Annotated in this window: 19 protein-coding genes; 9 read left to right on the top strand and 10 right to left on the bottom strand. The window is 44.1% G+C overall.

Annotated features, from left to right (window positions below):
• Positions 1-30 precede the first annotated feature (30 nt).
• Genes AABA75_RS06655 through AABA75_RS06645 form a run of 3 tightly spaced genes read left to right on the top strand, consistent with a single transcriptional unit; the run spans position 31 to position 1,636 of the window.
• A complete protein-coding gene (locus AABA75_RS06655) occupies positions 31-885 on the top strand; it encodes an NmrA family NAD(P)-binding protein (protein WP_338291782.1) in 855 nt (284 codons plus the stop codon).
• Entirely contained in the window at positions 875-1,282 is a 408-nt protein-coding gene (locus AABA75_RS06650) for a DUF4345 domain-containing protein (RefSeq protein ID WP_338291781.1), read from the top strand. The genes AABA75_RS06655 and AABA75_RS06650 overlap by 11 nt, the downstream gene beginning before the upstream one ends.
• A 24-nt stretch (positions 1,283-1,306) precedes the next feature.
• Complete coding sequence (locus AABA75_RS06645) at positions 1,307-1,636, top strand: PQQ-binding-like beta-propeller repeat protein (RefSeq protein ID WP_338291780.1); 330 nt, start codon at positions 1,307-1,309, stop codon at positions 1,634-1,636.
• Between the two features lie 104 nt (positions 1,637-1,740).
• Here AABA75_RS06645 and yaaA read toward each other — a convergent pair whose 3' ends face one another.
• On the bottom strand, positions 1,741-2,517 hold the full coding sequence (gene yaaA, locus AABA75_RS06640; protein ID WP_338291779.1) for a peroxide stress protein YaaA: 777 nt from the start codon (positions 2,515-2,517) through the stop codon (positions 1,741-1,743).
• Between the two features lie 53 nt (positions 2,518-2,570).
• On the bottom strand, positions 2,571-3,092 hold the full coding sequence (locus tag AABA75_RS06635; protein ID WP_338291778.1) for an O-acetyl-ADP-ribose deacetylase: 522 nt from the start codon (positions 3,090-3,092) through the stop codon (positions 2,571-2,573).
• A 247-nt stretch (positions 3,093-3,339) separates the two neighbouring features.
• On the opposite strand from AABA75_RS06635, the gene tal reads away from it, so the two are divergent.
• From tal to AABA75_RS06620, 3 genes are all read left to right on the top strand, one after another.
• Positions 3,340-4,293, top strand: a complete 954-nt coding sequence (gene tal / locus AABA75_RS06630; RefSeq protein WP_338291777.1) for a transaldolase — start codon at positions 3,340-3,342, stop codon at positions 4,291-4,293.
• A 136-nt stretch (positions 4,294-4,429) separates the two neighbouring features.
• Positions 4,430-6,070: a glucose-6-phosphate isomerase gene (pgi, locus tag AABA75_RS06625; RefSeq protein ID WP_338291776.1), complete on the top strand. Its 1,641-nt coding sequence runs from the start codon at positions 4,430-4,432 to the stop codon at positions 6,068-6,070.
• Positions 6,071-6,379: 309 nt separating this feature from the next.
• Positions 6,380-6,556, top strand: a complete 177-nt coding sequence (locus AABA75_RS06620) for a DUF3545 family protein (protein ID WP_338291775.1) — start codon at positions 6,380-6,382, stop codon at positions 6,554-6,556.
• Positions 6,557-6,769: 213 nt separating this feature from the next.
• Here AABA75_RS06620 and ung read toward each other — a convergent pair whose 3' ends face one another.
• The 4 genes from ung to thrA all read right to left on the bottom strand — a co-directional run bounded on the left by ung (position 6,770) and on the right by thrA (position 12,240).
• A complete protein-coding gene (gene ung, locus AABA75_RS06615; protein WP_338291774.1) occupies positions 6,770-7,429 on the bottom strand; it encodes a uracil-DNA glycosylase in 660 nt (219 codons plus the stop codon).
• Positions 7,430-8,719 (bottom strand): threonine synthase, encoded by a 1,290-nt coding sequence (gene thrC / locus AABA75_RS06610; protein ID WP_338291773.1) that lies wholly within the window; start codon positions 8,717-8,719, stop codon positions 7,430-7,432.
• Positions 8,720-9,670: a homoserine kinase gene (gene thrB, locus AABA75_RS06605; RefSeq protein WP_338291772.1), complete on the bottom strand. Its 951-nt coding sequence runs from the start codon at positions 9,668-9,670 to the stop codon at positions 8,720-8,722.
• A 107-nt stretch (positions 9,671-9,777) separates the two neighbouring features.
• Entirely contained in the window at positions 9,778-12,240 is a 2,463-nt protein-coding gene (gene thrA / locus AABA75_RS06600; RefSeq protein ID WP_338291770.1) for a bifunctional aspartate kinase/homoserine dehydrogenase I, read from the bottom strand.
• Positions 12,241-12,683: 443 nt separating this feature from the next.
• Here thrA and AABA75_RS06595 point away from each other — a divergent pair, with 443 nt between their 5' ends.
• The gene (locus tag AABA75_RS06595; protein ID WP_338291768.1) at positions 12,684-13,559 is read left to right on the top strand and encodes a hypothetical protein; all 876 of its coding nucleotides are present in this window, start codon (positions 12,684-12,686) and stop codon (positions 13,557-13,559) included.
• A 189-nt stretch (positions 13,560-13,748) separates the two neighbouring features.
• The gene (locus AABA75_RS06590) at positions 13,749-14,117 is read left to right on the top strand and encodes a hypothetical protein (RefSeq protein ID WP_338291766.1); all 369 of its coding nucleotides are present in this window, start codon (positions 13,749-13,751) and stop codon (positions 14,115-14,117) included.
• A gap of 190 nt (positions 14,118-14,307) precedes the next feature.
• Here AABA75_RS06590 and AABA75_RS06585 read toward each other — a convergent pair whose 3' ends face one another.
• From AABA75_RS06585 to AABA75_RS06575, 3 genes are all read right to left on the bottom strand, one after another.
• The gene (locus AABA75_RS06585; RefSeq protein ID WP_338291765.1) at positions 14,308-16,869 is read right to left on the bottom strand and encodes a bifunctional diguanylate cyclase/phosphodiesterase; all 2,562 of its coding nucleotides are present in this window, start codon (positions 16,867-16,869) and stop codon (positions 14,308-14,310) included.
• A gap of 190 nt (positions 16,870-17,059) precedes the next feature.
• A complete protein-coding gene (locus tag AABA75_RS06580) occupies positions 17,060-18,163 on the bottom strand; it encodes an HD domain-containing phosphohydrolase (protein ID WP_338294816.1) in 1,104 nt (367 codons plus the stop codon).
• A gap of 135 nt (positions 18,164-18,298) precedes the next feature.
• Complete coding sequence (locus AABA75_RS06575; RefSeq protein WP_338291764.1) at positions 18,299-18,742, bottom strand: hemerythrin family protein; 444 nt, start codon at positions 18,740-18,742, stop codon at positions 18,299-18,301.
• A gap of 95 nt (positions 18,743-18,837) precedes the next feature.
• Here AABA75_RS06575 and AABA75_RS06570 point away from each other — a divergent pair, with 95 nt between their 5' ends.
• Positions 18,838-20,382: a response regulator gene (locus tag AABA75_RS06570; protein ID WP_338291763.1), complete on the top strand. Its 1,545-nt coding sequence runs from the start codon at positions 18,838-18,840 to the stop codon at positions 20,380-20,382.
• 70 nt (positions 20,383-20,452) lie between these two features.
• On the opposite strand, the gene AABA75_RS06565 is transcribed toward AABA75_RS06570, so the two are convergent.
• Entirely contained in the window at positions 20,453-21,427 is a 975-nt protein-coding gene (locus tag AABA75_RS06565) for an alpha/beta fold hydrolase (protein ID WP_338291762.1), read from the bottom strand.
• Positions 21,428-21,434: the final 7 nt, after the last annotated feature.

Raw genomic sequence — 21,434 nt, 5'->3', positions numbered from 1 at the left:
TAAATACTTAACCGGCATAGGATGAATACCGTGGAACACAAAATAGCACTTATAACTGCGCCCAAAAGTAAGACTGGACGCCGAGTAGTTGAGCTACTCCAACGCTCCGAATACTTGGTGAGAATAGCATCCAGAAGCACAAGAATAAAATTTGATTGGGAAGATGAAAATACTTGGCAACAAGCCATTACCGGGGTTGATAGTGCCTATATCATTATTCCGCCAAATCTAGCGTTATCGAACATGTCTGCAAAATTGAGTCGATTCATTGAGCTATGTGAAAAAAATTCAATGCGTCGCATTGTGTTGTTGACTGGGCGAGGTGAGGCTGAGTCCAGGAAGTGTGAAACTGTAGTCCTTAAAAGTGACATTCCAGCAACGATTGTAAGAACCAGTTGGTTTTCACAAAACTTCAGCGAAGGTGTCTTCCTGGACAGCATTTTAAACGGTGAAATTGTGGTTCCTGTGAATGGTGTTAAAGAGCCGTTTATTGATGCAAGTGACATTGCTGAAGTTGTTTATCATTCACTATTAGATGAGAGCCCAGACAACCACATTTATGAGATTACTGGCCCCGAGCTTCTTAGCTTCAAAAAAATAGCGGAAATTTTCAGCAATAACTTGAAGGTTGATGTAACAGCTACGCACATCCCTCTAGATACATACTTGTCTGAGTTGGCCAAATTCGGTATAGCAGAAGAGGAAATAAAATTGACACGATATCTGTTCGAAGAACTTTTGGACGGTCGAAACGAATACCTTACATCAGATTTAGAGCGAGTTTTAGGAAGAGAGCCAACGTCATTTCAGCAATACATTGAAAGCACCAGGCGCTCTGGTGCTTGGGAACTTTTATCAATTGAGGAGACAAACAATGGCTATTAATAAGCGTAAAACGTATCTATTTTTTGCAGGATTTGTATTGTTACTGGTGGGGTTTTATATCGGCCTGATGCCGGTTGATTACCTTAATCAGTTCTTCAATAATTCCCAGTTCAGTACAGAAGCTCTGAGTGAAATGAGGGGGATGGGTGGAACCATATTCGTATTCGGTTTTTTTATTCTCGCAGGAGCTTTCTTTAAGCAAATAGAGTACACATCCATAATTATTGCTGCGCTTATTTTTGCGTCATTTTCTGTGTTCAGATTAATTGGAATAATTATAGACGGTATTCCGGCTCAGAGTATTTTTGTCGCCCTGACTATTGAATTGTTATTTGCATTCTCAGTCATACCGTTTTTACTTAGGAAAGATTCACGCGCTCCGTCAGAATCTCATTAACCATGGGCTAAACCAGGAAGAGTTATGAAAAAGATATTTCTTGGAATTAAGGGGCATGTCGTTTGTTTAAATCAGGATAGTGGTGAAGAACAATGGCGCACCAAAATCAAAAATGATTGGGGCAAGCCCACCGTGGTGGTTTATTCTGAAGACCTAATTGTCTATCTAAATGGCACTTTATATTGTATTTGCCCTGATGGGGGCAAAATCAAATGGGAAAATCCCTTGAAAGGCTTAGGCAATGGTAATTGTGTTATTTCACTGACCGGCAAGGCGGCACTTGGAAAGGATGGTTCCGAACCAAACGTCATCGTAGGAGAGATTATTGATACTGCTATTGATATGGCAATGTAATGATTTTGCCTGCATGAAACAGGATTAGTCATCGCCCATAACTTTCTTTAAGCGGTCACACAATAATTGCTAAATTGATGACCGCTTTAAGATAAAAGGCCCCTCTAAGCCTGCTCTTCCCTCAAAAACACCAACTCATTGCCTTTACTTGATTCTTCACTGAAGTAATAACCCGCTGAATCAAAGGCTTTGAGCTGGGCCACTTCATACACCTGATTTTCCAAGATGTAGCGAGCCATCAGGCCGCGGGCTTTTTTGGCAAAAAAGCTGATTACTTTATATTGGCCATTTTTGGCATCTTTAAATACCGGCGTATAAATCTGGGCTTGTAGCTTTTTCGGTTTGACAGATTTGAAATACTCATTTGACGCCAGGTTCACCAGCACGTTATCGCCCTGCTCTGCTAAGGCTTCATTGAGCTTATCTGTAATTTGCTCTCCCCAGAACTCATACAGGTTTTTACCTTTATCGGTATCCAGTTTAGTGCCCATTTCAAGACGATAAGGCTGCATTAAATCCAACGGACGTAACAAGCCATACAAACCAGACAATATGCGCAAATGCTGTTGACTGTATTGCAATGTTTCTTCACTCAAGCTCGGCGCATCTAATCCGGTATACACATCGCCGTTAAAGGCCAACACCGCTTGCTTAGCGTTGTCTTGGGTAAATGGTGTGTGCCAGGTAGCGTAACGTTCAGCATTCAACAAAGCTAACTTATCGCTGATATGCATTAATGAGCTGATATCTTGCGGCGCCAATTTTTTACAGCGGTTGATAAGAGCCTGGGCAGGCTCAAGTAAATCTGGTTGGGTATAGGCCGAAGTCGTGGCCGGGGTGTCGTAATCCAGATTTTTAGCAGGGGAAATAACAACTAACATAAAACAGGGGCGCTCCAGTCAAAAGCATTAATGTTGTGGCTTTTTACTGGATTTCAATGCAACTGGATCGATTGCATGGCGCGGATATAGGCTTGATATATTTCTTCATTAAAAGCGCAAAATATCACTTTGCGAATATCAGGGTAATAGCTGGTTTGCTCTACCACACTATTCATGGCAATTTCGCAGGCTTGATTAATGGGATAACCATAAACGCCACAGCTGATAGCCGGAAAGGCAATACTGCGCAGTTCATGCTCTGCTGCGAGTGCCAATACTCGTTGATAGCATTGTGCCAATAATGTGGCCTCTTGCCGCTCACCGCCATGCCAAATGGGGCCGACCGTGTGGATGACTTTTTTGCAAGGCAACTTATAAGCATCGGTAATTTTAGCCTCCCCGGTTAAACAGCCACCGAGGGTTTTGCACTCTTCCAATAGCTCTGGACCTGCTGCTTGATGAATAGCCCCATCGACTCCACCGCCCCCCAATAAACTGTTGTTGGCGGCATTAACGATGGCATCCACAGGCAAACGGGTGATGTCTTCCTGAATTACGGTTATTTTAGCTGTCATTTCAATCTAAACATCCCATTGATTACTGTGTTCAGTTATACGATACTTCTTGCCATTCTGCAGCGCCTTTTTTTGTCATCATTACACCATATTTCGCAAACACGAAATTTCATTCGGTAGTAACAATTAAAGGTTATACCCTGAACATGAATGTTTTGTCATTTTAGGGGCTCTTGTTCTTAGCGGTACAATTTTGCAGCAAAGTTCAACGGCCCTTGGTCCAAAACGGAACACTTTTGAGGATCTTATGAGTAACCAACTAGAAGCTTTACGCGCTGTAACGACCGTCGTTGCAGACACGGGTGATATCGAAGCCATTCGTCAGTACGAGCCTGTCGATGCCACCACCAACCCATCGTTATTATTAAAAGCTGCACAGATGGAGCAATATCAGCCTCTGATCACCGAAGCAGTGGAGTGGGCTAAACAACAGTCAGACGATGCACAACAACAACTTGAAGACGCCAGCGACAAACTCGCGGTAAAATTCGGCTGTGAAATTCTAAATATCGTCCCGGGCCGCGTTTCTACTGAGGTAGACGCTCGCTTATCGTTTGACAAACGCGCCACCATCGAAAAGGCCCACCGCCTTGTGGAGTTGTACGAAGAAGCGGGCGTTAGCAAAGATCGCATCCTGATCAAGATTGCTTCCACATGGGAAGGCATTCAGGCGGCCGAAGAGCTGGAAAAAGAAGGCATTAACTGTAACTTGACCTTGTTATTTGGTTTTGCTCAAGCGCGTGCTTGTGCTGAAGCTGGTGTGTTTTTGATTTCGCCGTTTGTTGGGCGAATTCTGGATTGGTACAAAGCCAATACAGAGCAAAAGGAGTATCAACCTGCTGAAGATCCGGGCGTACAATCCGTTACCCGAATCTACAATTACTACAAGCAGCACGGTTACAAAACCATTGTAATGGGGGCCAGTTTCCGTAACATCGGTGAAATCACTGAACTTGCTGGCTGTGACCGTCTGACCATCAGCCCTGCCTTACTGCAGGAGCTAAAAGACAGCGATGCTGAATTGCCGGTGAAATTACAAGATACAGGCGCCACATCAGATGCGCCGGGTGCTTTGTCTGAGCGTGAATTCCGCTGGCAAATGAACGAAGATGCCATGGCGACGGAGAAGCTTGCTGAAGGTATCCGCAATTTCGCCAAGGACCAGGTAAAACTGGAAGACATGCTGAAAGCGAAGCTGTAACATCTAATCTAAAATTTAAAGCCATCTTTGTGATGGCTTTTTTGTTGGCCCCAAAAACAACAAATTAAGCAATAAAAATAATAAGCAAAGGCCCTGCAACTATCCGACAAGTGTTTATCAATTATTGAGGAAGATTATGGCCCATCTGAATGAGCAACCCGCCTGGCAAAAGTTATCCGACATTGCCGACGCCATTAAATTTGAACACATGCGTGACTGGTTCAATAACGATCCTAAACGCGCTGAAAAATACACTGTGGAAGCCGCTGGGATCACCTTGGATTACTCCAAAAACCGGATTAATCAGGAAGTGATGGAGTCGTTGTTTGAGCTTGCTGAACAATGCAATGTGGCAGAAAAGTGCAGTGCTATGTTCAGTGGGGAGCAAATAAATTTTACTGAGCACAGAGCGGTATTGCACACCGCATTGCGCAACTTCTCTGGCAAGCCAGTAATGGTGGACGGTAAAGATGTGATGCCAGAAGTATTAGCAACCCAAGCCAAAATGAAGGCTTTCGTGGCCAGCATTTTACAGGGTGAGCACAAAGGCTATACCGGCAAACCCATTACAGATGTGGTCAGTATCGGTATTGGTGGCTCCTTCCTCGGCCCCAAAATTATGTCAGAAGCGCTTAAACCTTATTGGCAGAAAGACGTTAAGGTGCACTTTGTCGCCAATGTCGACGGCAGCCATATACAAGACGTATTGGCTCAGCGAGACCCAGAGCAAACTCTGATTTTAATGTCGTCGAAGTCATTTAGTACCCAGGAAACATTACAAAATACCATTACGGCTAAACAGTGGTTTTTAGCCAATGGTGGCAGTGAAACTGATATTGCCAAACACTTTATGGCGGTGTCCTCCAATATCAAAGCCGCCACCGAGTTTGGTATGGCGGAAGAGAACATTTTCCCTATGTGGGATTGGGTGGGTGGTCGTTATTCGCTGTGGTCGGCTATTGGCTTGCCATTGGCCCTGGCAATTGGCTGGGACAACTTTGAGGCTCTGCTGAAAGGGGCTTTTAGCATGGATGAGCACTTTCAAAATGCCCCTGCTGAGCAAAACCTGCCCATGATCATGGCACTTATCGGCTTGTGGTATCGCAACTTTTTCAACGCCCAAAGCTACGTGCTGTTGCCCTATTATCACTATTTAAGAGGCTTCCCGGCTTACGTTCAGCAATTAGATATGGAAAGTAATGGTAAGCAAGTGGCTGGCGATGAGGCAGTGGAGTATGAAACCGGGCCAATTGTCTGGGGTAGTGAAGGTACCAATGGCCAACACTCGTTTCATCAGTTGATTCACCAAAGCCATACGCTGATCCCGGCGGATTTTATGCTGCCACTAAAAGTGCCTAATCAGGACAATACCCATCATGCCATGCTGGCCTCAAACTGCTTTGCACAGTCTCAAGCCTTGATGCAAGGACAGTCTCACAAAGAGATTGCCGAAGCACTGAAAGATAAAGGCCTTAAGCAGGATGAACTCGAGGTGTTAGCCACTCATAAAACCATGCCAGGTAACAAACCTTCAAACACCTTGTTGTTTGAGCAACTGGATCCCCATACTTTGGGGGCACTGGTTGCCATGTACGAACACAAAGTATTTGTTCAAGGCGCTATTTGGGGCGTTAACTCCTACGATCAATGGGGAGTTGAGCTAGGTAAAGTATTGGGGAATCAGATCCTGGACAAAATTCAGGAGGCAGAGGAAGCACCAAACTTTGATGCTTCCACCAATCAGTTAATAACCCGGTTTGTTGATAGTTTAAAATAAGCTTTAAAATGTGCCTCTCAAATTAGCAAGGCGACCTGAGAGGCCTTTATCCCACATCGCATTTACTATCCGTTATTTGCATCTTCGTACAACTTTCAGGCATTTGTTGAATTTAAAACACTTCTCACGCATTAATTGTACGTTTTTCAGCCACTTATTGTGCCTTTCTTGATAGTTTCACGCAATGTTAATAAAAAGTTAACATTAACCTTTTACTTTTGCATCGGCTGTGATAAAACAGCAATCGAAGCCGGATGTTAACATGTTGTAAACCCGGCAATTTTAGCGGTGTGATGTAAGGAGTTTACCGTGGATAAAAACGATTTAATGTCCAAAATAGACCAAGAAACTCGCTCAACAAAATCTCGTAAAAAGAAGCGCATGTGGCGCGAAATCGAAGCTATCAAGGATAAATACAAGCTTCGTAAAGAACTTGAAGATATGGACATGTTCAACGAGTACGAATTAAGCCAAATCGACATCTAACCGCAAAAGCCCCTGTTTATGGGGCTTTTTGGTTTTTGGCGATAAGCTTTTTGTGGACCTCGTTTAGTCGGCGGGTTACTAATCTGCCGACGGATATGAATATTGAATTAAAAAGCGATAAACTGGCGAAGTTGCATTTGTTCAATTGCAAGGCATTGCTGATGACAGTGACAGCCTTACCGGAAGACTGCCGCAGTGAGTTGTATAAAAAGCTTATACCTGCCAATCGATGGCTGGCTTGCCTTGCTGTTGCAAAATTTGATTGCACTGTAAGAAGTGATTGCAGCCCAAAAAGCCACGATGAGCTGATAAAGGTGATGGGTGAGTTGTCTTCAATACCGTATGTTTGCTGGTATCGATGCATGCGCCTTTTTTATGGGCATGACTGCCCCACAGCATAAATACAAGCCCTTGAGCGTGCTCATTTAACGCCTCAATCACTTTATCAGTGAATTTTTCCCAACCTATTTTGCTATGAGAATGCGCTTTGCCCTGCTCTACCGTCAGCACGGTATTCAACAACAATACTCCCTGCTCCGCCCATTTCTGCAAATACCCATGATCAGGTATTTCAAACCCCGGAACCGATTGTTTTAGCTCTTTGTACATGTTTCTGAGTGATGGAGGTGTTTTAATTCCGGGCAGAACAGAAAAACACAAACCGTGAGCTTGACCGGGGCCATGATAGGGATCTTGCCCCAATATCACCACTTTTACTTGTTCAAACTCAGTGGCTTTGAAGGCATTGAATACATCTTCTTGTGGCGGGTATATGGTTTTACCTGCGCGACGTTCTTGCTCAACAAACTGAAGGATTTGCTGAAAATAAGGCGCCTGTTTTTCGGCGCCCAATACCTCTTTCCAGCTACTCATTTATTTTAGCAATTCGAACAGGTGAGCTTTTAAGCTTTCGTAAGAGGCATCTTTATTGGCCGACAAGGTTTCTTTGCCAGCACATTCCGCCAAAGGCTGCGGTAAGCTGATAGGCTGTCCCAATACGTTTTCCACCGTTTCTTTAAACTTAGCCGGGTGGGCTGTACCTAAAAATACGCCCACCTCGGTTTCCGTCAGGTTGCGCTTTAAACTTTTATAGGCAATCGCAGCGTGGGGTTCACTGACATAACCATCTTTCATCAGCTGTCGCATCGCCACCTGGGTGTATTCTTCGTCCACCGCTTCTGCTGACAAAATGGCTTTATCCAGATAGCCATATTCAAATAAAGCCTCAATACGCGGCCAGTTGTTTGGCTGACTCACATCCATCGCGTTGGACATAGTGGCTACTGTAGGCTTGGGTGACCATTCACCTGACGCCCAATAGCGGGGAACCGTGTCGTTGGCATTCGTGGAAGCAATAAAGCGTTTGATGGGCAAACCCAATGCTTTAGCTATCATACCTGCGGTTAAGTTACCAAAGTTACCACTCGGTACTGAGAACACCACTTCGCTGCGCTCGTCTTGTGGTATTTGCGAAAACGCCTCGAAGTAATAACACACCTGGGCCAGTAAACGGCTGATATTAATGGAGTTGGCTGAGTTAAGATGCAAACCGTCGCGCACTTCAGGATCATCAAAGGCCGCTTTGACCAACTGCTGACAAGCGTCAAAATCGCTCTCCACTGCAACAGTATGGATGTTACCACCTAACGTGGAGAATAGTTTTTCCTGCAATGTGGAAATTTTGCCTTTTGGATACAAGATCACCACATTGATATTCTCGATACCATGGAAGGCATGCGCCACCGCAGCACCAGTATCACCAGAGGTTGCCGTTAAAATAGTAATGGGATTTTTATTGTCTTTGGTTAAATATGACAACACCTGTGCCATAAAGCGACCACCAAAGTCTTTAAAAGCTAAGGTTGGTCCGTGAAATAGCTCAAGGCAATAAACATTGTCTTTCACCTGCGCCAGAGGAGCGGGAAAATTAAAGGCATTCTCCACCAATTGCGCCAGTGTTTCTGCCGGAATATCATCGCCTATTAAGTGGGATAAAATGGCACTGCTGCGCTGGGTAAATGGCTGAGCCAGTAACTCTTCAACATTACTCAGTGGCGCGATATCTTTGGGGAAATAGAGCCCTTGGTTTTTACCCAAGCCCTTTTGTACCGCTTCGCAAAAATTAACGGTATCGCTATCGTCTTTTAAATTAAATAAATGCACTTATGCTTCCTTCACTACACTTGAACCTTGCAGGTCCAGTTTACAGACATGGCTAAACCCATCTTCGTTCTGGATATAATTGTGAGCTAACCAGTCACTGATTTTATTGGCCTCTTCGAGGCTTTCGCACACAGCAAAGACAGTGGGACCTGACCCGGAAATACTGAAGGCCAATGCGCCATTGTCTAACGCAAATTCTCTGGATTCATCAAATTTAGGTAACAAACTTTTTCGATAAGGTTCGGCAATGACATCTTGCATCATGCTAGCCGCCAACTTCCCATTTTTCTGATGCAATGCATCCACGAATACAGCCAATTGCTTACCAAACTGCAATGCCGTTTGCACACTGACTTCTTTGGGTAAAATCTCTCTCGCTGCAGAAGTGGAAACCGAAATGCCGGAATAACAACTCACCCAATACCAGTCTTCTATGACGGGCAGTTGCGTAGTGATTTGCTCACCATTTTCCACCATTAACGTCATACCGCCCAGATAGCAGGGTGCGACATTGTCATAGTGAATGCTGCCACTAATTTGACCTTCTAACTCGCCCATCAGCAGTAGCATCTCATCTTCAGAGAAAGGCAGGCCATAAAAACTATTTAAGCCATCCAATGCAGCAACAATTGAACTGGCACTGGAGCCTAAACCACTGCCGATTGGCAAGTGTTTATTGAGCGTCATTTTACAGGCTGGCGCGTTAATGTTGCGCGCTTTTAGCTTGTGGTGAAATGCATTGTAACAATGCGTCACAATATTGTTGGAGGTATTAGCAGGCAGTTTGTGGGCAAAGCGACCAACAACAGACAAACTGAACGCTTGAGCTTCTTCAAGAGTAACCGTATCACCCAAGGGTGAACCATCTATAGGGGCAATTGCTGCACCAAGGATATCGAATCCTAAGCAAACATTTCCTATCGAAGCAGGCGCGTAGGCGATGTGCTTCATCGAGACTTTTCCTAACAAATCGATAAAAGGGTCATAAGGCTACCACATGCACATTGATTGTACAGCGCTGCCTTATGTCGAAAAATAGCTTTTATAAAAAAGGGCTATTAGTGTTTTCCAGCCCACGGCATGGTGCGCAAAACATCAGCGAAAACACCAGCAGCGGTCACAGCCGCACCGGCACCATAACCTCTAATTACAAAGGGTATGGGCTGATAATATTCACTGTGAATAGCCAGTGCGTTTTCACCATCTTTAATGGTGTACAAAGGGTGCTGAGCATCAACAGGCAATACTTTTACCGCACATTCACCGTTTTTAATGGTACCCACATAACGCAATACTTTACCTTCGGCGGCGGCATCCCCCACCAGCTTTGCAAAATGCGCGTCTAGCTCGGGCAATTTAGCAACAAACTCCTCGATGGAACCAGAGGCATCGAATGACTCAGGGATCACCGACTCAATACTTATATCTGAAAGTTCCAGTTCCAATCCTGCTTCACGGGCCATAATCAATAGCTTACGCGCTACGTCCATACCACTGAGATCATCTCTGGGGTCTGGCTCAGTAAAACCATTTTCCATGGCGATTTTGGTAGCCTGAGAAATGCTCAAACCTTCGTCCAGCTTGCCAAAAATAAAAGACAGCGAGCCAGATAAAATGCCTTCAAACTGTTGTAACTCGTCTCCGGCATAGATCAGGTTTTGCAGGTTATCGATAACCGGCAAACCAGCACCGACGGTTGTTTCATAGAGAAACTGGCGATTGTTAAGCCGCGCCACTTCACGCAGCTTGCGATAAAAACCGATTTCCGCGGTATTCGCTTTTTTATTAGGCGTAACCACGTGGAAACCCGCTTCCATAAAATCGATGTATTGCTCAGCAATGTCATCACTGGTGGTACAATCAATGATTACCGGGTTAACCAAGCTGTTATCGTGAGCGAAGCGCTGCAAGGTGCGTACATCCAGCGATTCTTCGCTGGCTTCTAACTCTTCTCGCCAGCCATTGGCTAAATCGATACCGGCTTCCCGCAATAACAAATTACGACTGTTGGCGATGCCATACACGCGCAAACTGATATCACGCTTTAGCAATGCAGCTTGTTGTTTACTGATCTGGTTAAGGAGTTCTGCGCCCACGGTGCCACACCCCACCAAAAAAGCGTCAATGGTGTGGAGGTTGGAGAAAAAATTCTGATGGATTACCTTAACCGCTTTTTTCGCCTTGCGGGCTTCAATGACAGTTGAAATAGAACGTTCTGAGGAACCCTGCGCAATGGCGACATTATTCACTCGCGCCTGGGCTAGTGAGCTAAAGAAGCGTGCAGCCAACCCTTTTGTATGACGCATACCATCCCCCACCAAGGTTACAATGGCCAGATTCTCTTTAGTTTGAATTGGCTCTAACAAGTGGTTGTCAATTTCCAGTGCAAAGGCATCTTCCAATACATTACGCGCACGTTCCTGATCTTTAGCCTGAATACAGAAACTGATGGAATACTCGGACGATGACTGGGTGATCAGGCTAATTGATATATTTGCATTTGAGATCACCTCAAATACTCTGGCAGCCATACCCACCATGCCTTTCATGCCCGGACCGGAGATATTGAACATGGACATGTTTTCCAGCAAGGAGATACCTTTAACCTGCACCCACTTTTCGCTAGCTTCATGGCTGATAAGCGTGCCCGGTGCCGCGGGATTCAAAGTATTGCGGATCAAACAAGGAATGGAATACTGAGCGATAGGGCCAATAGTTTTAGGATGCAGTACCTTTGCACCGAAGTACGAAAGCTCCATGGCCTCCTGATAAGTGAGCTTGTCCAGCAATACAGCACCATCCACCTGGCGTGGATCGGCGTTATACACACCATCGACATCGGTCCAGATTTCGCAGCACTCCGCATCAATACAAGCCGCTAAAATCGCAGCGGAATAATCTGAGCCATTTCGGCCTAACGTCACTTTTTCACCCGCTTCGTTTGCCGCAGCAAAGCCTGGCATTATCAATAAGCAGTCTTTTTCCACCACTAAATCGGCAAAGCGGGCACGACTGGCACTTAAATCGGCAATGGAATCTAAGTAATCGCCTTCGGCAACAACGTATTCCACCGGGTCGATGATTTGGTTTTTGACACCGCCAGCAGTCAATATCTGACTAAAGATATTGACGCTAACATATTCGCCCAGACTTAAGATTTGTGCGGTAATCGAGGCAGGACTGGCGTTGAGCAAAGCAATACCTTGCAGGTGCTTCACCAGGCCGTTGAGCTTTTCGGTAATAAGTTGACTAAGGGCATCGTGATTGAAGTTATCTAAGGTGTCATTGAGTTCGGCGGCAATGCTGGTGAGGGTTTGTTTGAGAGCGGCAAATTCCACTTCGTAATTTTCGCCCTGCTCCGCCTTCTGGCACAAGGCTTCCAGGTTATTAGTGACCCCCTTCGGTGCAGATAACACCACTGCCGCACCAGTTTCCTTGTAGGCTTGTAAACTGATATCCCGAACACTCAGATACCTGACTGCATCAGCCAGTGAAGATCCGCCAAACTTCAATACTTTCATTCTAAACTCCGATTACCGCTTCTTACCGATTTAATTGTGGCTCTGTGAGCCGACTTTATAAAACTTAAAAAAAAAGCCCGTTTCCTGGTAGGTCACGGGCTTTTGCTATTCTTTCGCTTGCACTAGCCAGTGACCTTCTCCGTGGAGATGGTGCCGGTCATAATAATCATCATCATAATGCTGGTAATAAAGTGCATTGTTTTTTCCGATCAAGTGCTGGCCGATTGATGGCTAGTGCAGTTGTTATTTTGTACTTGAGAAGAATTTGCCATCTAGACGTCTAAAAGTCAACAGCCTTTTTTTGACAATTTGATTAAAACCACATTATTGCCATCAAAAAGCCTGTAATCCTTTCCCCACGCCAAAGTAAACAATGAAAGATAAGCACTAGTTGCTACACTGTTCTTGAGCCAATTAATTTATTTGTCCCAGTAGTCACTGCAATGCTTGTATTCACGCGCACCATTTTGCTGATTTCGGCTTCACTGCTTTGTAGTGTAGTAAAAGGTGAAAGCGTCATTGCCGTTCTTGGCCCTGAAGCGGGTGAAGCCCAACGTCAGGCTTATTTTGAGCAAATTTTGCTAAGCTCGCTTACTCTCGCCGGAGGAAAATTTAGCTCCGCCCGCATCATTCACGTTCTCCACTCTGAGGCAACAAGAGGCGGTATGATTCGTCTTATTAAAAACGGTACAATCGACGTTTATTGGACCGCAACCAGTCACGAAAGAGAACATGAACTGTTACCTGTCAGGATCCCGTTAATGCGGGGCCTGTTGGGTTACCGGGTATCGATTGTGCATCGCGATTTTGCAGAACAAGTAAAACAACCTGGTGTTTCCCTAAGAGACTTAACTGCTTGTCAGGTGCGATTTTGGCCAGATACGACAATCTTATTAAGCAATCAATTTAATGTCGCTTCCGTTAATGATTTTCATAAAAACTTTGAGCTCATCCACAAGAAGCGCTGTGACTTTTTCCCCCGTGCTATCTTCGAGGGCCAGGCTGACTTATCAATGGCACAAGCGACTTACCCAGAACTCAGACTATTTGATGATGTATTACTGTACTCCCCTTACCCACTCTATTTTTTTACAGCAAAAGAGAACCGACAACTGAATAAAGAAATAAGCAAGGGACTGGAGCTAATGGTGTCATCAGGAGAGCTGCAAAAACGCTTAGAAAACAGTGCCATGACACAACATCTTTTCCCCCTTAGCCAATGGCAATCCAGACGCATTATCAAATTAGACAATCCTCTGTTACCCTCGAAAACCCCACTTTACGATAAGCGTTTGTGGCTGCAATTAGAGAAAAATTAGTCTTTTTATATGTTACAACGGGACCCGGGAAGCCGAAAGGGCAATAACAATAGAAGAAAAAACAAATGTTTAACTTTTTTGTCGATTCGATATCTATCGATATCAAAGGTAAGAATATTTTACACTCATACCACACTACTCACTTAATCCACTTTTTTGATCAAAACCAACATGGAAGTGAATACTAAAATGCCAAAAATCAAACTGATAACAGTGTGCCTTTTGCTGTGTTTTCATCTAAGCGCATGGGCGGCCGATAAGAAAATATTTAGTTTTCCGGTGCACAATATAGACAGTTTAAAGCCAATCGAAGATAGCGTTTATTGGGCGCAGCGCATGTATTATCAGCTTAGATATGGTGAAGTGATAAGTACTGTCATACCACTTTCTGTTGATATCAATAGATTGAACGAGTTTGAACAAGCACAAATGCGCTACATTTTAGAGTTTTGGGATGGTCAGTCGGAAACCTTCTCTAATGAAATTTACCATTTTAAAGTGGAGCATGGCTCTTCTGGCGGGGATTACAGGGTAGAGGTTAAAAACCATCATGTCTAATTTGGTGCCCTACCTCCATCATTCGGTTGAAGATGCACTCAATTATCTGTCTGTAGAAACATTAGCAAAGTTCAACATTCAGCCCAACTCTTGGGAAAAATACCTGTTTGAGCATAAAAACACTCAGCCAGCCCCAAAATCGTAATGTGCAGCTTGGATTGTTAAAAGGTCAATCGCGAAATAACCTTATTCATGCCCCGGCGCACATTAACGATAACCATTCTTGTTGCGCCAAAGGTTTTGCAAAATAATACCCTTGGTACAAAGCACAGTGCTTTTCTTGCAGAAAAGCCACCTGCTCCTTTTCCTCAACGCCTTCAGCAACACAATTGACGTTTAATACTCTCGCCATATCCAGTATCAAACTGACAATCTTTCCGGCAGATTCCGCAGAACTGGTCAATATATCGTCGACAAAGTACTTATCGATTTTCAATTCATGAATGGGTAACTCTTTTAAATAAGATAAGCTTGAATAGCCGGTTCCAAAATCATCAATGGAGAACTTGAACCCTTTTTTACTAAGAGAATCCATAATGGTTTTGACTAACTCGATATCAGAAATAAGTGTCGTCTCTGTAAGTTCCAACATGATACTGGACGCCGGTATCTCGTAGCGGCTTATGGTATCCAACAGCTTACTTTCAAAATCGGGGGCCACTATCTGCTTGCCACTAATGTTGATAGACACACTGGTAGTAATACCCTGCTGTTGCAGTTCGCTGAGTACCTTACATACCTGCTCAATCACCCAATCACCGATTTTAATAATGGCACCGCTTTCCTCAGCCAGCGGAATGAAATCCGCCGGACTAACGAAGCCCAATTTTGGCGAAAGCCAACGTACCAAGGCCTCTGAGGCTACGGCTTTACCTTGCGCATCAAATTGCGGTTGTAATACAACGCTTAGCTCATTGGCTTCAATAACGCTGTCTAGCGACAATTTGATAAACTTTGATCTTTCATAAGCCAACATTCCCGCCTCATCCACAAAGAAATGACCAAAGGGCTTGTTGCACTTCGCTCGTTCAATGGCGTGCTCCAGGGTATCTAATAGTGATTCAAAAGAATGACTTTGCGCATCACAGATGCAACTACCAAGTGAAGCACTAAGTGACAAGTTTTCCCCTTTCCACTGCACCTGATAATTTTCAGGCTGCAACAAAGCGGCTTCCAACTGAACATGGTCAAATTCTTTGGAGTCATATTGAGGTTTGGTACTGAGATTTAGCACCAAAAAGGAATCAGCGCCGTTTTTGTATAAATGTGTACCATCAGGCGTTTTGGCAGATAAGTTTTGCGCTAACATCTTGATGATTTCATTGGTTTCATTGAACCCAAAACGCAAATTGACTTGCGCTATTTTGTCTATGTCTATAATGGCAGCATAAATAAAGTGCGACTGGATACGGGCACGGGTCAATAAATCTCTGCATTCTTTTTCAAACCAGGTCTTGTTTCGCAACCCCGTCATGGTATCGGTAAACGCCATCTTGTAGATGGTATCTTGCGCTCTCAGGCGCTCGCTAATGTCTCTTATGATCCCGATGTATTCAATCTCACCATCACAGCTGCCCTGAGTGAGAGAAAGCTCCATTTGAAACACTTCGCCATTTTTTCTCAAGCCGGGTAACTGTCTGCCAACTCCAATAATTTTCGCCTTCCCGGTTTCTGCGTAAGCGCTCATGTATTGGCCATGCATCGAAGCATAGGGCTCAGGCATTAACGCCTCAACTGATTGCCCAAGCAATTCCCCTTCTTCATAGCCAAACATGTCATAAGCCACTTTATTGCTGTGCTCTATAATCCCGTTGGCATTGATGGTGATAACCGCGTCATTTAGGTTGTTGAGAATACTCTCAAGCCGGGTATTTTTATAAGTACTTTCTTCCAGCAACTCATAAATGCGGGTTACATCCTCGATTGCGCCGTAAACCCGGACAGCATTTCCTGTAGCATCTTGCTCTACTTTTCCTGATGTTCTTACCCACTTTAGCTTTCCGGTTGCGGATTTTATTTGTAGCTCCACATGGTAGGGTTCGCCTGTATTTAAAGCACGGGAAAACAACGACTCGATAATTCCGCGAGACTCGTCACTGTAGAAAGAAATAGCGAGTTCAGTACTTAACGCGGTTGTTGCGGGTAAATCATGAATATGGAAAGTTTCTGGCGACCAATACAAATGGCCTGTCGCTACATGGTATTCCCACGCTCCGGTGAGAGAAATTCGCTCCACTTCATTTAATAACTGTAACTGAGCATCTGCTTTATGTTCAAAAAAACAACGCCCTACTTTCTCTGTGATAAAACGAGAGCAAAGACGAAAACCATACACACTTTTTTCAATGTCAGGTTGAGGTTGTCGATACAGGCCCACCAAAATGCCAATGTACTTGTTCAAGTCATCAAAAATAGGCACAGCAACATAAGCCTCAATCTTCAATTCTTCCAGCGCCTTGTCGTCAGGAAACAAAGCACTTGCTCCTTGAGCCAAAGTACAAAGCTTGTGATCAAGTACTTGTTCGCAGGGAGAGCCTGCCAGTGCATATTGAAAGTTTTGAACCAGCTTGCCTTTCGATAAGGTGATGTGAGATTGTGCTGAAGTAAAATCCGCAGAAATTGAGGCAACGAATAACAGATCAAAACAGAATTGCTCATCAAGACTGCGCAGCTCTTGTAGAATCACATCTTTGTTTTCCAGCAGCAGTTCTGGCAATATTCCCCTGGTTAACCCTTCCTTGTATTTGTACATATCGACTCCTTACAACTTATTGCACAATATGGAAAACAAATGCGTTTTGACCAATTCAGGTAAACATGATCTTAAAATCCAGCGCGCTTATTGTAAATCACAGCCAAGCTGACGCCAGATGATATATGTAACATTCAATTATAGTTTTTGGTCAATAAATAAGATCTGCTGGCTGCTAATGATGTAGTATTTATTTGTATATGGCTCCGGGTTTTAAATCGGGATCAGTGTCTAAAAGCTCCAGAAAGCGGTCCACAACATAAGCGTCATACTTGACATTTCTGTTACTGCGCAGCTCCTCGATGGCGGCTTGCCTGCCGGGTGAGTATCGGTAAGGTCTGTCTGATGCCATGGCGTCAAAGGTGTCTGCCACGGCGATAATTCTCGCTTCTATGCATATATCATCTCCCTTTAACCGATTGGGATAACCACTACCGTCTAATCGCTCGTGATGCTGTTCAATCATTTGCGCCAGAGGAATAGGCAAATCAATATTTTTAAATAGATTGGCACCATCAGAGGGGTGTTCTTTAATCAATTGATACTCTGCCCCATTAAGGGGTTTCATCTTATTTAAAATCTCAGCAGGAATGCCGATTTTCCCGATATCATGCACCAACGCCCCTAACGTTACCCCCTCCACTTGCCGTTCATTTAAATCCAGTACCGAAGCTATTTTATGACTTATCAGCGACACATTGCGCTGATGAGCCGAAGTGTATTCATCTCGTAACTCCAGAGCATCCGACATGGCGGCAATCACTTTGAGCAGCGTAGTTTCAGGTTGAATGGCATTATACTTTAGCAAGCGATCCAGTTCGCGTTGCTCAATATCATTAATCTTGAGCCCTACTGCGCTCCAGGCACTGTTAATAAAAAGGCTAAGTTCTTCGATTTCAGCTTCCGAATAAGGTGTGCTGCGATTACCAACGCCTAAAACAGCGACGATTTTACTCGCTGGCATTACGGGTATGCCGAGATGGCGAGTCACTGGGAAATGCCCTTCAGGGAGTCCGTTTTTTAAATGGGGGGCCATACCAGCATAATCGTTGTGCACCACCGGGCGCCGTTGGCGAATGCTCTCCGCCCAGATCCCCGCATCAGATACGGGGTAATGAGAAGCGTAGGCCGTGGTGCATCGCTCAAACACCTTGCCACTCCACACTGCCAATTCGATTTCTTGCCGCGCTTCATCCACCAGGTGGAGATATCCTATTTCGCTTTGCGACAAATCTGTCACAACATCAAGAAAGTTGGCTAAAACATCGCGTTTATAGAGGTAATCCCTTGCCAGAAAATCCCGATAAAATTGACTTTGGTGCAGTGCTGAAGTGTCGATAGTGAATCCCTTTGATATCCTTGGATAGGTTTGAAAATATGTTAGATACTTTTACTATGGTTGAGTCTGCTAAAAAGTAAAGTTTCCGGCTCAAACCGCGACTTCCAGAGACTTGATAAGATATTCAGGCGTATCCTTTTCGGCCTGGCAATGATTGATGTAATCAGCAAATTGCCGATCCGTGGTTTGGGTGTGCTCCACAAACCAATGCACAAGATACTCTGCAAAATCCTGAAGGTGATTGATGGACTCTTCCAGGTGGCCCCGCTTATTTTGCAAGGTTTTGATCACCGTTTTATGTTCCTGACAATGGGCCTCTAAATCGCGGGAATGGAGTAAGTACATCAAATTTTCTTCACTTAAAAAGTGAAACTGTGCATACAGTATTACCTCATCAGCCAGTTTCAACACGATGGATTTGTCGAGGTGCTGAGCAACAATTAACTTGTTTAAACAGGTCAATAAATTCTTGTGTTCAAGGTCTATACCTTCAACACCAACGTAAAATTTGTCCTGCCACTTATAGGTATGCACTGTTTCATTCCCCAAAACTCAGTATTTACTGCTATAACCATAGAAAGTAATTTTCGACATAGCAATTATCGCTAAAAAACTAGCAGGGAAATCGCATGCAAATAGTTAATCCAGGACCGGTTTTAGTAGTAGAAAAAAGTGGCATGATGATGAGTGTTATCGTGACACTACTGCATGAGTTGCGCTTCGATAATATTGTTCGGGTAATTGATGCCAATTCAGCCCTGGAAAAATTGGAAACAATACACTTTACACTGGTGATTTGTGACTGGTACGACAAATCCAATGATATGCTGAACCTCATTCATCATATTCGAAACTCTCCACGCTCAACCGAAGTCCCTATCGTTATGGTGTCGGGCATTATCGACCATGCCGATGTTGAGCAAGCTATTGCACTGGGAATTACAGAATATATCGTTAAACCTTTTACGTTGGAGCTTTTCGAAGAGAAAGTACAACACGCCATGGCCTCATCGTCTGCAAATCCCAAAAGGATTCGAAAAGTGCAGCCAGAAGATGCCACCGAATTTACCTCCAAAGTCGTTTTATGTGTCGAGAATAAAGACTGGCAGCGCGTCAGTTTGTCAGTTTTACAGCACCTAGAAGTGGAATGTACAACAACGCTTGCCAATGCCATTGTTGCAATCAAAAAAGACAAGCAATTTGATGTGGTTATTATTGATGAATCGGGGGCATCACATAATCGAGAAGACATGCAATCACTATTAAAACTGGTGCAGTTAGGTCAGGTGGATATCATTCTGTTATCTGATAACACCAATAAGTTACATCGCGACAGTATTAAAAAGTTGGGAATAAAGCATGTGGTCAATCCCGTTATCTATGCTGAAGATTTAGTCACCAACATAGAGATGATGTCGAAATTAAAACAAGCCATGCTGCACATCAATCGTACAGTCAGAAAAGCAGAACTTAAAAAAAGACAGAACACAGAACTGCAGTCTCTACTTACAGGCTCCGTCAAACAGCGAGCCTCAAATATAAATTCTCTAAGCGAGCAATTAACGAGCAAATCCAAAGGCTCTCAGTTTGTAGCTAACCTGGCGAAAGAAATAAAATCAGACGCAATAACGATTGATAGTTACACAGATGCGCTTAATGCTATGGCTTCTCAAGATTCAAACATCGTTGTTCCCACCAAAGAAGGAATGCGTATGGCTAATACAATTGCTACTGCGCGAACGATATTTGCAAAAGAGTTAGCCGAGCGTGATATTACTATTGAATTTGAAGAGCAAGAGCTGTTGTCGTTCCAGGCAAACCCAATATTATTCAACAGCTTATTTATGTTTATTTGTAAATCTCTGATTGTGGAAATCGTTTACAGCGATATTCTGCATATCACAGCCTCCCCTTCTGAAAACACCGACGAAATACTGGTGACCATCAGTGCAAAAATTGCGGGCTTCCCCAAGTTAACTTATCTGGCTGAGCGAGTATCACCAAAACAAGATGGTACAATCTCGATTATTTACAAAGAAGCGATAAAGCATTTATTGGATTCTCAGCTATCTGATTTGCAGGCTAATTACAATCGCAAACAGAGTATTCTTAACCTGTATCTGAGTATTAAATCCAGCTCGCAATATGGAACGACTGAAGCTGAGCCCACTTGATGGATAAACAACAGCTGGATTTTTATATTGCAAAGAAAACTATCATTGCTTCTGCTAATGACCTTCGCCTTTAAGACTTAATCAGCAGTTTAATAATCAGCTCTGGTTGTTCAATCATAATCAGGTGTTCCTGGCTCTCCAGCGAAATCAGCTTTTTGTGTTCGCCTTGAGTCAGAGATTTATAGTGTTTCCATGCGTCTTTACGCCATTTTTGCAGACCTTCGATAGCTTGTGCATCGTCATTGCGGTTGATATAGCCTTGTTCAAAATCGGTATCAATGATCATCATTGGTAGCTCGTCTGGCCAGCCTAGCTGTTTGGCCCTAGCCAAATCCTCACCGTATACGGCAATCTCGCTAAACAAATTCACTTGATTAGGGATCTTCTCCCGAGCCGAAAAGATATCCTGCAGCCAGTGACGTTGCTCATCGTTGAACTCGGGAGCTAGTTTCTTGATATGTTCCAGCTCCGCGGCATTTTTCTGTTGCACTCGTGCGATGTATTTACCTGACTGCAAATATTCTTGATACTGCTTTTGTTTGTCTTTAAAAGGCTGGGCATCGGCTTGATAACGACTCACGGAAAATTCAGTCAGTACATCCGGGTCAATCAATATCACTTTCCGTGGGGACAATTCCGGATATTGATTTAGCAGTTGCAATACCGTCATGTTAGAAGAAGCAAATGCGACAATAGAGAAATCATCAATCCCCTGCTCTGTTATCACTTGCTTAACCTGCTTAGCGAAGGCCACATACCCTAGTTGCGGCGCTTCCAAATTCAAGCCAATAACCGGGCGTTCGATGGCCACCACGTGTGTGTGTTTTTGTAGCATAGGAGCCAGCGTTAACCACCATGCTGCATCGGAGTTCCAGTGGTCATTTGGACCAGATAATAAAATAACGGTTTCCGCCTGAGGTTGTTTTGCTTGCCACCACCAGCTTTGAAATTGCCCGGCACCTTCCCCAGAGATCTTAAGTACAGGCTCTGCCAGACTAAACTGTGTCAAAAGTGAGAAAAGAATGAAAAGAATTCCGTTGCGCATACATCTG

This window comes from Planctobacterium marinum (assembly GCF_036322805.1).
In the GTDB taxonomy this organism is placed as follows: Bacteria; Pseudomonadota; Gammaproteobacteria; order Enterobacterales; family Alteromonadaceae; genus Planctobacterium; species Planctobacterium marinum_A.
This window is presented reverse-complemented; position numbering and strand designations above follow the sequence as displayed.

Bases quoted from the DNA above. Each gene is read 5' to 3' on its own strand.
- AABA75_RS06570 (WP_338291763.1), top strand. From the start codon at position 18,838: ATGCAAATAGTTAATCCAGGACCGGTTTTAGTAGTAGAAAAAAGTGGC.
- thrA (WP_338291770.1), bottom strand. From the start codon at position 12,240: ATGAAAGTATTGAAGTTTGGCGGATCTTCACTGGCTGATGCAGTCAGG.
- AABA75_RS06590 (WP_338291766.1), top strand. From the start codon at position 13,749: ATGCCAAAAATCAAACTGATAACAGTGTGCCTTTTGCTGTGTTTTCAT.
- AABA75_RS06595 (WP_338291768.1), top strand. From the start codon at position 12,684: ATGCTTGTATTCACGCGCACCATTTTGCTGATTTCGGCTTCACTGCTT.
- AABA75_RS06585 (WP_338291765.1), bottom strand. From the start codon at position 16,869: ATGTACAAATACAAGGAAGGGTTAACCAGGGGAATATTGCCAGAACTG.
- thrB (WP_338291772.1), bottom strand. From the start codon at position 9,670: ATGAAGCACATCGCCTACGCGCCTGCTTCGATAGGAAATGTTTGCTTA.
- pgi (WP_338291776.1), top strand. From the start codon at position 4,430: ATGGCCCATCTGAATGAGCAACCCGCCTGGCAAAAGTTATCCGACATT.
- tal (WP_338291777.1), top strand. From the start codon at position 3,340: ATGAGTAACCAACTAGAAGCTTTACGCGCTGTAACGACCGTCGTTGCA.
- AABA75_RS06650 (WP_338291781.1), top strand. From the start codon at position 875: ATGGCTATTAATAAGCGTAAAACGTATCTATTTTTTGCAGGATTTGTA.
- yaaA (WP_338291779.1), bottom strand. From the start codon at position 2,517: ATGTTAGTTGTTATTTCCCCTGCTAAAAATCTGGATTACGACACCCCG.
- ung (WP_338291774.1), bottom strand. From the start codon at position 7,429: ATGAGTAGCTGGAAAGAGGTATTGGGCGCCGAAAAACAGGCGCCTTAT.
- AABA75_RS06565 (WP_338291762.1), bottom strand. From the start codon at position 21,427: ATGCGCAACGGAATTCTTTTCATTCTTTTCTCACTTTTGACACAGTTT.
- AABA75_RS06635 (WP_338291778.1), bottom strand. From the start codon at position 3,092: ATGACAGCTAAAATAACCGTAATTCAGGAAGACATCACCCGTTTGCCT.
- AABA75_RS06645 (WP_338291780.1), top strand. From the start codon at position 1,307: ATGAAAAAGATATTTCTTGGAATTAAGGGGCATGTCGTTTGTTTAAAT.